General features: G+C 46.4%; 16 protein-coding genes and 1 riboswitch. Of the genes, 9 read left to right on the top strand and 7 right to left on the bottom strand.

Annotation, left to right across the window (positions count from 1 at the left end; genetic code table 11):
• Positions 1-94 precede the first annotated feature (94 nt).
• The gene (locus ACXAD6_RS13400) at positions 95-451 is read right to left on the bottom strand and encodes a helix-turn-helix domain-containing protein (protein WP_027956454.1); all 357 of its coding nucleotides are present in this window, start codon (positions 449-451) and stop codon (positions 95-97) included.
• Between the two features lie 167 nt (positions 452-618).
• On the opposite strand from ACXAD6_RS13400, the gene yugI reads away from it, so the two are divergent.
• Entirely contained in the window at positions 619-1,002 is a 384-nt protein-coding gene (gene yugI, locus ACXAD6_RS13395) for a S1 domain-containing post-transcriptional regulator GSP13 (RefSeq protein ID WP_027956455.1), read from the top strand.
• 40 nt (positions 1,003-1,042) lie between these two features.
• Here yugI and ACXAD6_RS13390 read toward each other — a convergent pair whose 3' ends face one another.
• Positions 1,043-1,288, bottom strand: a complete 246-nt coding sequence (locus ACXAD6_RS13390) for a DUF378 domain-containing protein (protein WP_474969279.1) — start codon at positions 1,286-1,288, stop codon at positions 1,043-1,045.
• 141 nt (positions 1,289-1,429) lie between these two features.
• Between ACXAD6_RS13390 and ACXAD6_RS13385 the strand changes: the two genes are divergently transcribed.
• The 3 genes from ACXAD6_RS13385 (at position 1,430) to ACXAD6_RS13375 (ending at position 4,602) form a co-directional block, all read left to right on the top strand.
• Positions 1,430-2,596 carry an iron-containing alcohol dehydrogenase gene (locus tag ACXAD6_RS13385; RefSeq protein WP_474969278.1) on the top strand — a complete coding sequence of 389 codons (1,167 nt, stop codon included), beginning with the start codon at positions 1,430-1,432 and terminating at the stop codon, positions 2,594-2,596.
• Between the two features lie 158 nt (positions 2,597-2,754).
• Entirely contained in the window at positions 2,755-4,101 is a 1,347-nt protein-coding gene (locus tag ACXAD6_RS13380) for a glucose-6-phosphate isomerase (protein WP_474969277.1), read from the top strand.
• Between the two features lie 84 nt (positions 4,102-4,185).
• On the top strand, positions 4,186-4,602 hold the full coding sequence (locus tag ACXAD6_RS13375; protein WP_474969276.1) for a YugN-like family protein: 417 nt from the start codon (positions 4,186-4,188) through the stop codon (positions 4,600-4,602).
• On the opposite strand, the gene ACXAD6_RS13370 is transcribed toward ACXAD6_RS13375, so the two are convergent.
• Positions 4,585-5,583, bottom strand: coding sequence for a potassium channel family protein (locus ACXAD6_RS13370; RefSeq protein ID WP_474969275.1), 999 nt, complete (start codon positions 5,581-5,583; stop codon positions 4,585-4,587). The two genes, ACXAD6_RS13375 and ACXAD6_RS13370, sit on opposite strands and share 18 nt — an antisense overlap.
• 92 nt (positions 5,584-5,675) lie before the next feature.
• Positions 5,676-6,233: a thioredoxin family protein gene (locus ACXAD6_RS13365; protein WP_474969274.1), complete on the bottom strand. Its 558-nt coding sequence runs from the start codon at positions 6,231-6,233 to the stop codon at positions 5,676-5,678.
• Between the two features lie 119 nt (positions 6,234-6,352).
• Here ACXAD6_RS13365 and ACXAD6_RS13360 point away from each other — a divergent pair, with 119 nt between their 5' ends.
• The 3 genes from ACXAD6_RS13360 (at position 6,353) to ACXAD6_RS13350 (ending at position 9,091) form a co-directional block, all read left to right on the top strand.
• Complete coding sequence (locus ACXAD6_RS13360; RefSeq protein WP_474969273.1) at positions 6,353-7,411, top strand: M20/M25/M40 family metallo-hydrolase; 1,059 nt, start codon at positions 6,353-6,355, stop codon at positions 7,409-7,411.
• Between the two features lie 423 nt (positions 7,412-7,834).
• The gene (locus tag ACXAD6_RS13355; RefSeq protein ID WP_474969272.1) at positions 7,835-8,047 is read left to right on the top strand and encodes a hypothetical protein; all 213 of its coding nucleotides are present in this window, start codon (positions 7,835-7,837) and stop codon (positions 8,045-8,047) included.
• A 132-nt stretch (positions 8,048-8,179) separates the two neighbouring features.
• Positions 8,180-9,091: a methyl-accepting chemotaxis protein gene (locus tag ACXAD6_RS13350; RefSeq protein WP_474969271.1), complete on the top strand. Its 912-nt coding sequence runs from the start codon at positions 8,180-8,182 to the stop codon at positions 9,089-9,091.
• A 49-nt stretch (positions 9,092-9,140) separates the two neighbouring features.
• Here the strand turns inward: ACXAD6_RS13350 and ACXAD6_RS13345 are convergent, their stop codons facing one another.
• Positions 9,141-9,848, bottom strand: a complete 708-nt coding sequence (locus ACXAD6_RS13345) for a hypothetical protein (protein ID WP_474969270.1) — start codon at positions 9,846-9,848, stop codon at positions 9,141-9,143.
• 281 nt (positions 9,849-10,129) lie between these two features.
• Complete coding sequence (locus ACXAD6_RS13340; protein ID WP_474969269.1) at positions 10,130-10,840, bottom strand: hypothetical protein; 711 nt, start codon at positions 10,838-10,840, stop codon at positions 10,130-10,132.
• Between the two features lie 193 nt (positions 10,841-11,033).
• Positions 11,034-11,180, top strand: a riboswitch (FMN riboswitch).
• A 160-nt stretch (positions 11,181-11,340) separates the two neighbouring features.
• Between ACXAD6_RS13340 and ACXAD6_RS13335 the strand changes: the two genes are divergently transcribed.
• Positions 11,341-11,943: an ECF transporter S component gene (locus ACXAD6_RS13335; protein WP_027956467.1), complete on the top strand. Its 603-nt coding sequence runs from the start codon at positions 11,341-11,343 to the stop codon at positions 11,941-11,943.
• A 236-nt stretch (positions 11,944-12,179) separates the two neighbouring features.
• On the top strand, positions 12,180-12,488 hold the full coding sequence (locus ACXAD6_RS13330; RefSeq protein ID WP_474969268.1) for a hypothetical protein: 309 nt from the start codon (positions 12,180-12,182) through the stop codon (positions 12,486-12,488).
• Positions 12,489-12,526: 38 nt separating this feature from the next.
• On the opposite strand, the gene ACXAD6_RS13325 is transcribed toward ACXAD6_RS13330, so the two are convergent.
• On the bottom strand, positions 12,527-12,907 hold the full coding sequence (locus ACXAD6_RS13325) for a TraR/DksA C4-type zinc finger protein (RefSeq protein ID WP_474969267.1): 381 nt from the start codon (positions 12,905-12,907) through the stop codon (positions 12,527-12,529).
• Between the last annotated feature and the right edge of the window lie 12 nt (positions 12,908-12,919).

The raw sequence follows: 12,919 nt of genomic DNA, 5'->3' as shown, positions 1-12,919 counted from the left end.
CAAAGCGAACGTTCGCTTTGCTTACACAGGGGGAATACGAGAAAGTCTTACGTTATTTAATATAACCCTGTTTCATAGTTTATAAACCTCTTTTTTAATTTTTCTGCTGATTCAGGTCATAAAGCAGATTCATAGCCCGAAGTACGTCCTGTTCTGAAAAGTCACGGGCTTTCCTTAAGATCAGTTTAGAGCTTTTGACGCCGATGTCCTGAACCAGCTGTGTAAGTTCTTCGTCAAAAGGAGATTCATCTTCATCGTGGAATTCCATCAGTTCGGAAGCGGGAATATCCAGAACCGTCGAAATTTTCAAGACGGTATCAAGTTCTGGTGTGCGCTCATTAGATTCATAACTTTCCAGTGTGTGAACGCCCATCCGGGCTTTGAGAGCCAGTTCCTCTTTCGTGAATTTCTTCATTTCCCTGTACTTTCGGATATTGTTTCCTACGGACATACGCTGAACCCTCCTTTATTCTTTTTTCTAGTATATCACGCTGCGGACAAATGATGTCTGAACGATTCGTGAACATAGACGGGATATTGCTTATTTCGCGTCTTTGTGGTAAAATCATTTATTGCGTGAAAAGAAGCGAATATTTAATGAATCAGGAGTTGTATAGCATGTCAGAGAAGTTCCAAGAAGGTCAAGTATTAGAAGGTAAAGTCACAGGCATTCAGCCTTACGGCGCGTTTGTAGCATTGGATGAGCAGGTTCAAGGTCTTGTACACATTTCCGAAGTTACTCACGGTTATGTGAAAGATATTAATGAGCACCTTTCTGAAGGAGATGAAGTTCAGGTTAAAATTCTGAACATTGATGAGAAGAGCAACAAATATTCTCTATCCATCCGTGCGACTCAGGAAGCACCTAAACAGCAGGAGCGTCGTCCACGTAAACAGGCGGCTCCAAAACAGCAGGAAGAAGCTGCAGGCTTCAACACGCTGAAAGACAAGCTTGAAGACTGGATCAAACAGTCTGATGACCGCGAAAAATTCCGCAAATAAGGAATGAAGAAGAGACCAGGGCCTTCCCTGGTCTCTTTTTTTATTCCTGTTCAACAGCTGTGTCAGCCGGTACATCACTGTTTTGTGCTGCGGGGATGAAATAAAGGGAAATGGCAATAAGTCCGCTGATCCCTACAGCCGTATAAATGAGACGCGCAAGGAATGCACGCTGCTCACCACCGCCAAACAGCCCGGCAACGAGATCATACTGGAAAAGTCCGATGAGTCCCCAGTTGATGGCGCCGATGATGATCAGCAGGAGAGCCGTCCGTTGTATCCAGCTCATATACAGACCTCCTTTTCTTCTATTGGAATTAGTATGGATCTCAAAGCCGATGTTCATTCCAGACAGCATTTCTTTTGAGATTCTTCAAATTATCGGGGATAATAGGAAAGCACGTTAAGAACAGAAAGGAGCTTCCAATCCATGGATACATTTACATTTCATAACCCAACCAAACTGATCTTTGGTAAAGATCAAATTGAACAACTGCCCGGCCAGCTGCCGGAAGGGACGAAAAAAGTCCTTGTTGTTTATGGTGGGGGCAGTATCAAGAAAAACGGCGTTTATGACCAGGTCATGGACCAGCTGAAAAAAGCTGAGGTTGAAGTTCTTGAGCTTTCCGGAGTTGAACCCAACCCTAAACTGACAACGGTCGAAAAAGGGGTAGAGATTTCCAAACAGGAAAATGTTGATTTTCTTCTTGCTGTCGGTGGCGGTAGTGTGATTGATGCTACGAAAACCATCGCTGCAGGTGCTAAATATGAAGGTGCCCCTTGGGATCTCGTCACCCGCCAGGCGACACCTGAAGATGCTCTTCCATTCGGTACAGTGCTGACGCTTGCAGCGACAGGCTCTGAAATGAATGCGGGCGCTGTTATTACCAACTGGGAAACGAATGAGAAATACGGATGGGGTGCGGCTCCATTGACCAACCCGGCCTTCTCTATTCTTGATCCGGCCTACACAGCAACGGTTCCTGAAGATCAGACGGTATATGGCATTGTCGATATGATGACACACTTGTTCGAACAGTATTTCCACAATCCGACACCGTCTCCTGTGCAGGATGAGATGATTGAAGGTGTCCTTCGCTCTGTCATTGAAACAGGTCCGAAGCTGCTTCAAAACCTTGAATCCCTGGAGCATCGTGAAACGATCCTTTATGCAGGTACGCTTGCACTGAACGGGATGATGCAGATGGGTTACCGCGGAGACTGGGCAAGCCATAACATCGAGCACGCGGTATCAGCGGTTTATGACATTCCGCATGCCGGTGGACTGGCGATTCTGTTCCCGAACTGGATGAAGCATAACCTTGAGGTTAATGTTTCCCGTTTTGCCCGTCTTGGTGAAAAAGTCTTTGGTGTAGAAACAGAAGGGAAATCAGAGCGTGAAGTGGCTGAAGAAGGTATTCAGGAACTTCGTAAGTTCTGGACATCTCTTGGTGCCCCCCAAACGCTTGCTGACTATGACATCGGCGATGATAAGTTTGACGTAATCGTTGACCGTGCGATGAAACGCGGACCATTTGGTAACTTTAACAAGCTTCACGAAAAAGATGTTCAAGAGATCCTTGAAATGTCTAAATAATGGGTAAAGAAAGAAGGCGCGGAGATCCGTGCCTTTTTCTTTTCCAAAACATTTTCCTTATGTATCCGTTTACAAATGGAGCTTTGCTTGATTTGCTATGGAGGTTTCGATAAAGTGAAATTGGTCAGGTATTAAATTGACAATCTGGAGGCTATCATATGACACATATTCGTTTTGATTATGAAAAAGCGCTGCCATTCTTTGGCGAACATGAATTGGAATATATGCAGGGAGCTGTATCGACAGCACACCAGGCACTCCATGAAAAAACTGGCGCAGGTAACGATTTTCTAGGGTGGGTCGATCTTCCCGAGGACTATGACAAGGAAGAGTTCGCCCGCATTAAAAAATCCGCAGAAAAGATTAAATCCGATTCAGACGTGCTTCTTGTCATCGGTATCGGCGGTTCATACTTAGGGGCGAGAGCAGCTCTTGAAATGCTCAACCACAGCTTCTACAACACGTTGGCGAAGGAAGACCGTGACACCCCTCAGGTCTTCTTCGTAGGAAACAGCATCAGTGCTCCATACATGAATGAGCTGTTTGACGTTCTTAAAAATAAAGATGTTTCCATTAACGTCATTTCTAAAAGCGGAACGACGACAGAGCCGGCGATTGCGTTCCGTATCTTCCGTAAGTTCCTGGAGGACAAATATGGGCAGGAAGAAGCTCAGAAACGCATTTATGCTACGACAGATGCCAACAAAGGGGCATTGAAGACGCTTGCTGATGAGCAGGGATACGAATCCTTTGTCGTCCCTGATGATGTGGGCGGTCGTTATTCTGTCCTTACTGCTGTTGGACTGCTTCCAATCGCAGCGAGCGGCATTGATATTGATGCCATGATGGAAGGGGCGCAGAAGGCCCGCCAGGAGCTGAGTGCCGAAAAGCTTTCCGAGAACCCGGCCTATCAATATGCGGCGGTGCGTAACGTCCTTTACAACAAAGGCAAAACGATTGAAATGCTGATCAACTATGAGCCATCCCTTCAGTACTTCTCTGAATGGTGGAAGCAGCTGTTTGGTGAAAGTGAAGGAAAAGACCAGAAGGGGATCTTCCCGGCTTCTGCCAACTTCTCTACAGATCTTCACTCTCTTGGACAATATGTTCAGGAAGGACGCAGAGACTTGTTTGAGACGGTTCTTCACGTGGAGACGCCAAGCTCTGACATGACCATTGAAGAAGATGATCAGAACCTTGACGGGTTGAACTACCTGGCTGGAAGCACCGTGGACAAGGTCAATGAAAAAGCCTACCTTGGTACAATGCTGGCGCATACAGATGGGGACGTTCCGAACTTGATTGTCCACCTTCCGAAGCGTGATGCCTACACGTTTGGTTATCTCGTTTACTTCTTCGAGAAAGCCTGTGCCATCAGCGGCTATCTTCTCGGTGTCAATCCGTTTGACCAGCCTGGAGTGGAAGCATATAAGAAGAATATGTTCGCCCTTCTTGGCAAGCCGGGATTTGAAGAAGAAAAAGAAAAACTCGAAAAACGCCTGTAAAGCAAAAAAAGCGCGGTTCATCCATGAATTGGATGAGCCGCGCTTTTTTTATTGGGCATAGTAAAACGTAAAGGAGGAATGACAATGATACCTTTAACCTCTTCATTGACGGGACAGGTCTTTTCTTTTCAGGATGCAGAAGCAGCTTTGAAAACAATCGGATTTAAACTGGCGGACAACTGGGATTATGAACACGGCTATTTTGATTATAAAATTGACGACCGCGTCGGCTATCAATTTATCCGCCTGCCTTTTGTAGTGACGTCCGGATCCCTTGATGCCCCTTCCGATTACGCCATGATCGAAATGACGGAACCGTTTCTGCTTTCTCATAAATACAATCCCGGCCTTGACGACAATGTAAAAGAAGGAAACATACGGGCCATTTTTGACCAGTTCCAGGAGCCCGTGGATAAAGATGCCTCTTTTCCAGAAGAACACATCCAATCAGGTCAAGAACTTCTTCAGGCCGCGGAAGAGGTGCTACTTTCTCAGAGGTGAGAACAATATGAGCTCATCTCCCTTTTCCAATTCGATGCTTTCGTCAAGGTGAAACGACAGCTCTCCATTTTTTCGGATGCCGATAATCTGGCATCCTTTTTTCAAGAAAAACTCGTATGCCGTTAATATCGGATGGCCTGCGAGTGTTTCGGGAACTTTCTCTTCGTGAAATTGACGCTCGGTCAACAGGGAAAGGAGGAGCTCAAATGGTTTGACTGGATCATTGCGGTAAAGCTCCTGGTAAAACAGGCTGCTCATAAAGTCATTGGAGCGGATGATCGTACTGGCGCCGGCCCGCTGCGCGTTAATTTTCTGGCGGTCCGTCAGTACTTCCGCAATGATGAACAATTCCGGGTGATGCCCTTTCAAGGCGACGATCTGATGGATCACGGCCTGGTCCGACTGCTGTTCTTCCATGGATGGGTCGGCCGTAATGATGGCCATCCGGGCTTCTTTAATATTGGCATGCTCCAGCGTGTCTTCATTTGTCGCACTGCCGCTGATAAAGTGGACGCTCGGCAGGCGCTGATAAAACTGGTTCATAGTCTGGTCAATCATAACGATCCGTTCGTGAAGGTTCTGGTCCTGCAGCATATCAATCAAATGGCGGGTCCGCTCGTTCCAGCCGATCAGGACAATGTGATCGGCTCCCTTATACGCAACACGACCTTCGGACAAACTCGTTTCATGCTTCACCGTAGAAGCGGACAATGTGGCCATATAAAAGGTGACGAGCCCTCCTCCTGAGAGGATTAATAGAATAGCCACAGCTTTCCCGGCAGGACTTAAAGGCACATAGTCCCCGTACCCAACAGTGGCACCTGTTACGAATGCCCACCATAATCCGTCAAAAAAGGTGGGGAAGTTCTCAGGTTCTATGATATGGATAATGATGCCGAATAACGTCATCGTGAAGAAAACCGTACTTAACAGGCGGACAAATAAAGGCAGTTGAAAGTAAAGGCGGATGAGGTGCTGCATAACCCGGCCCCCTTTTTTACCTACAGTATGGCTTTAATCCGGGCAAAACAAACGTAAAAAGAACATGCTTCAAGGAGAAAGCAGGTTTTGCTTTATCGGGATTTGATGGTCTGTTTCATATCTTCATAGACGTACTGCCACAGCTCCTGGTTATCGCGGAAGGCTTTTGTAACGAAAAGCAGGACTTCCCTGCGCTTTTCTTCATAATCCGGTGCTTCTTTATCGGGGAGGCTTGTCAGAGAATCGGCTACGTACTGTTCCAGCTCCGGTGCCCGAGGACCCCAGACGGCTGATTCTTTCCCTTCTGGATCGATCAGAATAATTTTTGGAATGGATCGGGATGTGCCATTTGTTAAATAGCGGTCCATCAGCTCCGGGTTATCATCCCGGAGGAAGAAGCGCGTATCGATCTGACCGGCTTCTGCAATCCTGAGGAAAATAGGCAGGTTCAGCATTGCATCGCCGCACCAGTCTTCGGTCAGTATCAAAGCTCTCCACTGTTTGTTCTGTACGTTTTCAAAAAAGGGTACATCCTCCACTTGTGTAGAGAAGTGTTCATATATGTACAAAAAATCATTTTGGTGGGACTGCATCTGATCCACATATTCCTGAGGATGCATGCCTTCGTAAAACTGCTGGTTCAAGTCCATAAGAAATTCTCCTTTCTATTGCCTACCCATTCCTTTTCCCTAAAAAGAACAGAAGTATGCATCCGTATGAAGTCCGTCTGGTTTTTTGTTAAGATAATTACGAAGGAGGGTGTTTACCTGTGGAAAAAGAACGTCTGGACTTTCTATTGGAATTGTTAAATACCCCGTCTCCGTCGAGTATGGAGATGGAAATACAAAAACGCTGGATCGCAGAAATGCGTCCTTATGCAGATGAGATTCAAACCGATCATGCCGGCAATGCGATTGCTGTGCTCAACCCGGAAGCGGATTTCAAAATCATGCTGGCCGGTCACTGTGATGAAATTGCTCTTGTCGTCAATCGGATCGATGAGGACGGGTATGTGTATGTCGATAAGATGGGCGGCATTAACCCTAAAGCAGCCGTTGGGATGAAAGTGAGTATTCAAGGTCATGGCGGGACGTTAACAGGCGTCATTGGAGTCAATGCCCAGCACCATGGTGGACTGAAGGGAGACTTCGGACTTGAAGAACTGTTTATCGACTGCGGAGCCAAGTCCAAGGAGGAAGCCGAAAAGTTCGTACAGATTGGCGATCTGGCCGTTTATAAAAGGGAACCGGAAGTCCTGATGGACCGTTACATAGCCGGCCGTGGTCTTGATAACCGGACCGGCCAGTTCGTTGTCGGAGAAGTGCTGCGCCGCTTATCTGAGAAAACATTGAATGTCGGTGTATATGCAGCGAGCACGGTAAATGAAGAAACGAATATGGGCGGCGCTTATTTTGCCGCAGCCGGCGTAGAACCTACGATGGCCATTGCCTGTGACGTGACGTTCGCTACTGATTATCCGGGTGTAGACAAGCGGAAACACGGGGACGTCCGTCTTGAAAAGGGTCCGGTACTTGCTAAAGGAGCTCCGATTAACCGCAAGATTAATCAACTGCTGGAAAAGACAGCTGCCTCTCTCGATATGGATGTTCAATATGAACTGACTCCCAGAGCGACAGGTACGGATGCTGACAAGATGCGGTTGACAGGGAAAGGGGTGCCGGTCAGTCTTGTCTCGCTCCCGCTTCGGTATATGCATTCCCCTGTAGAAACAGCGAGCATTCAAGATATGGAAGAGGAAATCACCCTTCTTGTCGAAATGATTGCCGGCATGACGGGAAAAGAAAGCTTAAATCCACTGGATGAATAAAGAGATTGAAACCTGTTTTTCCTTCAATAAGTCAGGGATTTTGTGAACCGCTTATCGGTGGATGCTTACTGCGGGCACGGACTCAGCGGTTCCTGCAGGCGCTGCCACCGGGCACTCATCGTGCATTCACCTGAAGTAATAGGGAAGAGAGAAATTGGCACCTGTTTGACAATCCTCTTTTTGTCCAAACCATCGTGTCCAGTGCTCATAGATCCATCCAGCTGTTGAGCTCCATGTTTAACAGCTGAATGGATCTTACATGAAAAACAATGGCTCTCACAAAGTCCGATATCACCAACCATCTGTCTGTAAAGTGTTTTATACGAGCCACTCCCTTAATGTCCTATAGTATGTTGTTTATTTTTATGCATATTTGGAGACACTAGCCGATATAATCTTCTATAGTGTTAAGGAGTGATCGGCATGGACCGTGAAGCACTGCATCAGCAGATTGTAATGTTGAAAGGAAGAATCAATGCCGGCCAAATTCACGTTCAGGGGTATGATGACTACATTATGCTTCAGTTAGGAAAAGTAAAAGACAGTGAAGACGGCCTCGTAGACGTCTCAACGGTGTCTGCAACACTGAGGCTGCTGTTGGACGCGACGGATAAAGTGGATGGTCCTGCTCATTAGGAGCGGGATTTTTTTATGCATTTTTTTGCATGATCCCGGTTCATTTTCAAGACTGTTCAGGAACCGCCTCTGTTATACTGAAATCAAGACGATTGGATTTAAAAACTTTGCAATTTCTGGAGGCGGAGGAATTTGGATTGGGATGTCGTAGAAAAAGAAACGACCCATGTCGAATTGTTTAAAGCGGTGGAAGATCATCTGGCCCTCATATTTTTTGGGAAGGACCGCAGGGTATCCTATGCGAACGATATTTTTGCACAGACGATGAACTATCGGAAGAGCCGTGATTTGATAGGCAGGCACCATAAGGAGTTCTGCTTCAGTGATTTCACGGAAAGCAACGCCTATGAACAATTCTGGTGTGCGTTGTGGAATGGGAAAAGCTTTCAGGATAAGATCAAGCGCAAAGATGCATCAGGTCATGAAGTGTGGCTGGAAGCTACTTATATGCCTGTATATAAGAATGGGAGCATAACAGGGATAATGAAGGTGGCTTCTGACATCACAGCGAGGCAGAATGAATTAAATGGGACGGTGGAAAAGCTTCAGAGTGTATCCTTGGACTTGAACACCAGGGCTGAGGAAGGGATGGAGGAGCATGAGGCTTTGAACAGTCAGATTGCTCTCATCAATGAGACTTCCAAAGAGAACACGAAAACACTGGAAGGTTTGAAAATACAGGCGCAGAACATCCAGGGGGTCGTGAAGACCATTAAGGATATTGCCTCCCAGACGAATCTTTTGTCATTGAATGCTGCTATAGAAGCCGCAAGGGCCGGGGAGCACGGTCGAGGATTTGATGTGGTTGCGAAGGAAGTCCGGAAGCTCTCCAACAAAGTGGAGCATTCCATTGGAGAAGTCCGGGAAAATGTGGACCAGATTACGCAGGAGATTTCTCGTATCAATCAAGGAACCGAGATGATTCAGAAGGAACTGATGAAAGCACTGAATAACCTTGATGGTGCATCCCGTGGCTACCAGCAGGTTGTCGAAGCAGGAGAAGCCGTTAACAAAGAAGCGCAGTCCTTGAAGGAAATGATATAGCATGTCAGAAAAATAAGGGGGCCTATCACCTGATAGGCCCCCTTATTAATTATAGGATCCCTGTATCATCTGGAGCTGGGAAGGTGAAGGATGGAGGTGTCATGCTGTTTTGGCACCGGTCCTTGTTTAAGTCGCAAACATTGCCGTGGGCATCCCGGATAACCGGGCGGGTGACGGTAATGGTTGTTTTAAGGATGATTTTCACAAGGATTCCATCGACAAGACTCAATCCAGCTAAATCTACTACAGGAACTCCTTCCTGAGTGAAGATTCCTTCAACTTCAAGCGGTGATTCCTGCAGGGTGTCCTGCGGGCATGCACCAGGGAAATCTGTGTGTTCCTGGAACGGAATGGTTGTCGAAAGGGTAACTAATTCCAACCCTAGAATGTTTGTACGGATGTTGATTGTAGCGGGGATCAGTCCGATGTTAACGACTTTATTTTTGATGATTCTTGCATTCATTGTGATGTTATTCAAGTCAGGAACGACTTCAATTGATAAGATTCCGGCAATAGTAATTGCACCAAAAAGGGATAGAGGAAGCGTTGTTTCAGCAACCTTCTGCACTTCTTTTGTACCAACCAGAGCATTTTCTACAAAGCAGTCGCTGTTTAGTTTAGCCGGCTTCATTTCAGGTTTTTTGAAGCTGCACTTACATCCGGACGGACAATACTGTTTTTTCTCGCCTTTCTCTTTTTTCTTAGGAAACTTCATCGGCAGTTTCCCGGGCACGGAAATTTTCCTGCAGTGCGCCATATTTCTTCCACCTTTATCAATAAATTTGTGTTGTACATAGGTATACTATTCCTGAAGAGATGGACGGTGTAGGCCGGTGTGATAGATTTACTGGAATAGGCTGTAAGATTCGTTTAGATGCTGCTGAAAGAACTTCCTGATCACGGACGCGGCTGTCTGCAGCAAACCGGTTTAACGGTCATGGACTCCGCACAGAAGGGCATTTGTTTTAAGGAATGATAGGTAATGGAATGATAAAAGAGAGCTTATCGATAAGCTCTCTTTCCTTCCAAATGAAAAATTTAGTCGTCTTCGGATCCGGAGAAAGTGAAGGATGAAGTTTCTGTGTCCTGCTTGCAGCGGTTGGGGTTCAAATCACAAACGTTGCCGTGCGCGTCACGAATGACAGGTCTTGTAACAGTAATGGTGGTTTGAAGAATGATTTTCACAATGATCCCATCTACCAGCCCTAATCCAGCCAGATCGACAACGGGAACTCCCTCCTGCGTAAAAATCCCTTCGACTTCGAGTGGTGTTTCTGTCAGGGTATCTTCCGGACATGCCCCGGGGAAATCCGTGTGGGCTTGGAATGGGATGGAAGTATTCAATACACCAGTTCCCAAGGCACCATCGTTATCAAGGAAACTGACAGTCACTACAGCCGGAATTAAGCCAATGTTGACGACTTTGTTTTTAATGATCCGGGCGCTCATAGTGATATTCTCCAGATTAGGGACGACTTCTACAGACACCAGGCTGCCAATTGTAATTCCAGTAGCTGCGAATAAACCGAGTGGCAGGGTGGATTCAGCTACTTTTTGTACCTGTTTTGTCCCAACCAGAGCATTTTCTACAAAGCAGTCACTGTTTAGTTTGGCGGGCTTACGTTCAGGCTTTTTAAAATGACACTTACATCCGGATGGACAGTCATGTTTTGTCTCGCCTTTCTCTTTTTTCTTAGGAAACTTTATCGGCAGTTTCCCTGGAACGGAAACTTTCCTGCAATTCGCCATGTTTTTCCACCTTTATCCATAATATTGTGTGGTACATTGGTATCGTATTCATCCCCGGATAGCCGGTGTAGGCCAATGATAGATTTAACAGATCTGCTTTTTGATCAAAACAGAGGAGGGAAACGGCCGTCAGAACTTCCTGCTTGCACAGAGTACAGGTTTTGTATAAAATAAAGATACAAAATTATATTGATTCCATCTTCGGGGCAGGGTGAAATTCCCGACCGACGGTAAGAAGGCATAGTGACCTTTAAGTCCGTGACCCGTGCAGTTCTTCTGCATGGCTGACCTGGTGAGAGTCCGGGACCGACAGTTACAGTCTGGATGGGAGAAGATGTCGAGCGGAACAGGCAGCGCATGCTAGATATGCTGCCTCTATTTAGCCGTGGACCAAGACCATCCCTAAGCCCAATGCTTCAGGGGTTTTTTTATTGGTCAGGCTCAGCCGCTCACCTTCATCTGGGATGTGAATCAATGTGTAAAGATGAAGGGGGAGATCGATGATGAACCGTTATCCGGCTCAGTCATCAAGAAAATTATTTACATTGATTACGATTGCTTTGTTTGGGACCATTTCCATGGTTCTGATGCTGCTGAACTTTCCGCTGCCGCTGCTTCCGCAGTACTTGAAAGTGGATTTCAGTGATGTTCCTGCCCTGCTTGCAGGCATCATGTTTACACCCGCAGCAGGCATCCTTGTTGAAGCGTTAAAAAATGGTCTTTATTTTATATATACCGGTGCAGGAGATCCGGTGGGAGTGGTCGCAAACTTTGCCGCAGGCCTCTTGTTTATCCTTCCGGTTACGATGATCTATCATAAATTCAAGAGTGTTAAATCGCTTGTATCAGGACTTGTGACGAGTTCTCTGATTATGGCGTTCGGCATGGGTGTACTGAACTACTTTGTCATCCTTCCGGCTTACAGCTGGTTCATGGGATGGGAAACGATGAGTGCACAAGTGAAATGGATAACAGTAGTAGCAGGGATTCTGCCATTCAATGCTCTTAAAGGAATCATTGTGAGTGCACTGTTCACCCTGCTCTTTGTACGGATGAAACCTTGGATCGAACAGAAAAGTCCGCGGTCCTCATCCGCAGCGTAAAGGGAGAGCCGGCAAGTTATGAACTCGCCGGCTCTTTTTATATCGAAAAGGAAAATGATATAGAGGAAAGAATATCCTTCACTTATAGAAAAACATAAGGTTTTTTTCAAGATGCTGGCTGGGGTGTCAGGGGCTTTATCTATGAGCTGGAAAACCAGTGCGTTCTCCTATGTGTAAAAGCATCGTAAAAGGAGAAAGTAAACATGCTCTTACTATTTTGAAAGAGGTGTTTATGAATGAAAAAAATCATGGGAGCTGCTTTGCTGGTGATGGTTACATTAAGTGGCTGCGGAATGAACGGGAACGAGGATGGGCCGGAGGATATCAATTATGAGCCTGCCCGTTATGAACGTACAGATAGGAATGAAATGCCGGAGGAACAGCGTTTCCGCAACAACCGGGAGCATCAGGACATTGATGAAATGAGACGTGATTATGAAAGGGATATGCGTCAGAACGGGGAACGGGATACGCCGTTCAATATGGACGAAGAAGAGCCGGATTTAGATGAAGAACCTTCCGAACAGCTTCGGGAGATGGATTGACAAAAAAGGATGCCGTTTTGATGACGGCATCCTTTTTATCAGGCATCCTTTTCTATTTCCCGTTCTTCTTCAACGGTGTAGCGGGCGGTTGGAAGAGCTTCAAGTCTTTCGACAGGGATTGGGTCCCCTGATTTCTCACTGACGCCGTAACGGCCTTCCTCGATTCGTTTCAGGGCATCTTCCGCTGCCATGTGCTTCTCCCTTGCCTGTTCATAAAACGTCTGGCGTTTTTCCCGTTCGTGCTGATCTGTACCAAGGTTTCCCGGGTGGTCCGCGACGCTGGAAATTTCCCCTGTCCGGTCATTCGGATAAAGCTCCTTGGCATCATCCTCTTTGTACTTTTCCATTTCCTGTTCAGCTTCTTCTTTCATTTCTATGATCTGTTGTTTGAATTGTTGAATCTGCTTGTCTGATAACATGCTTCATGTCTC

Source organism: Halobacillus sp. ABH2_015 (genome assembly GCF_056158945.1).
Note: the sequence above shows the minus strand (reverse complement) of the source record. Positions and strands in the feature narration are given on the sequence as shown.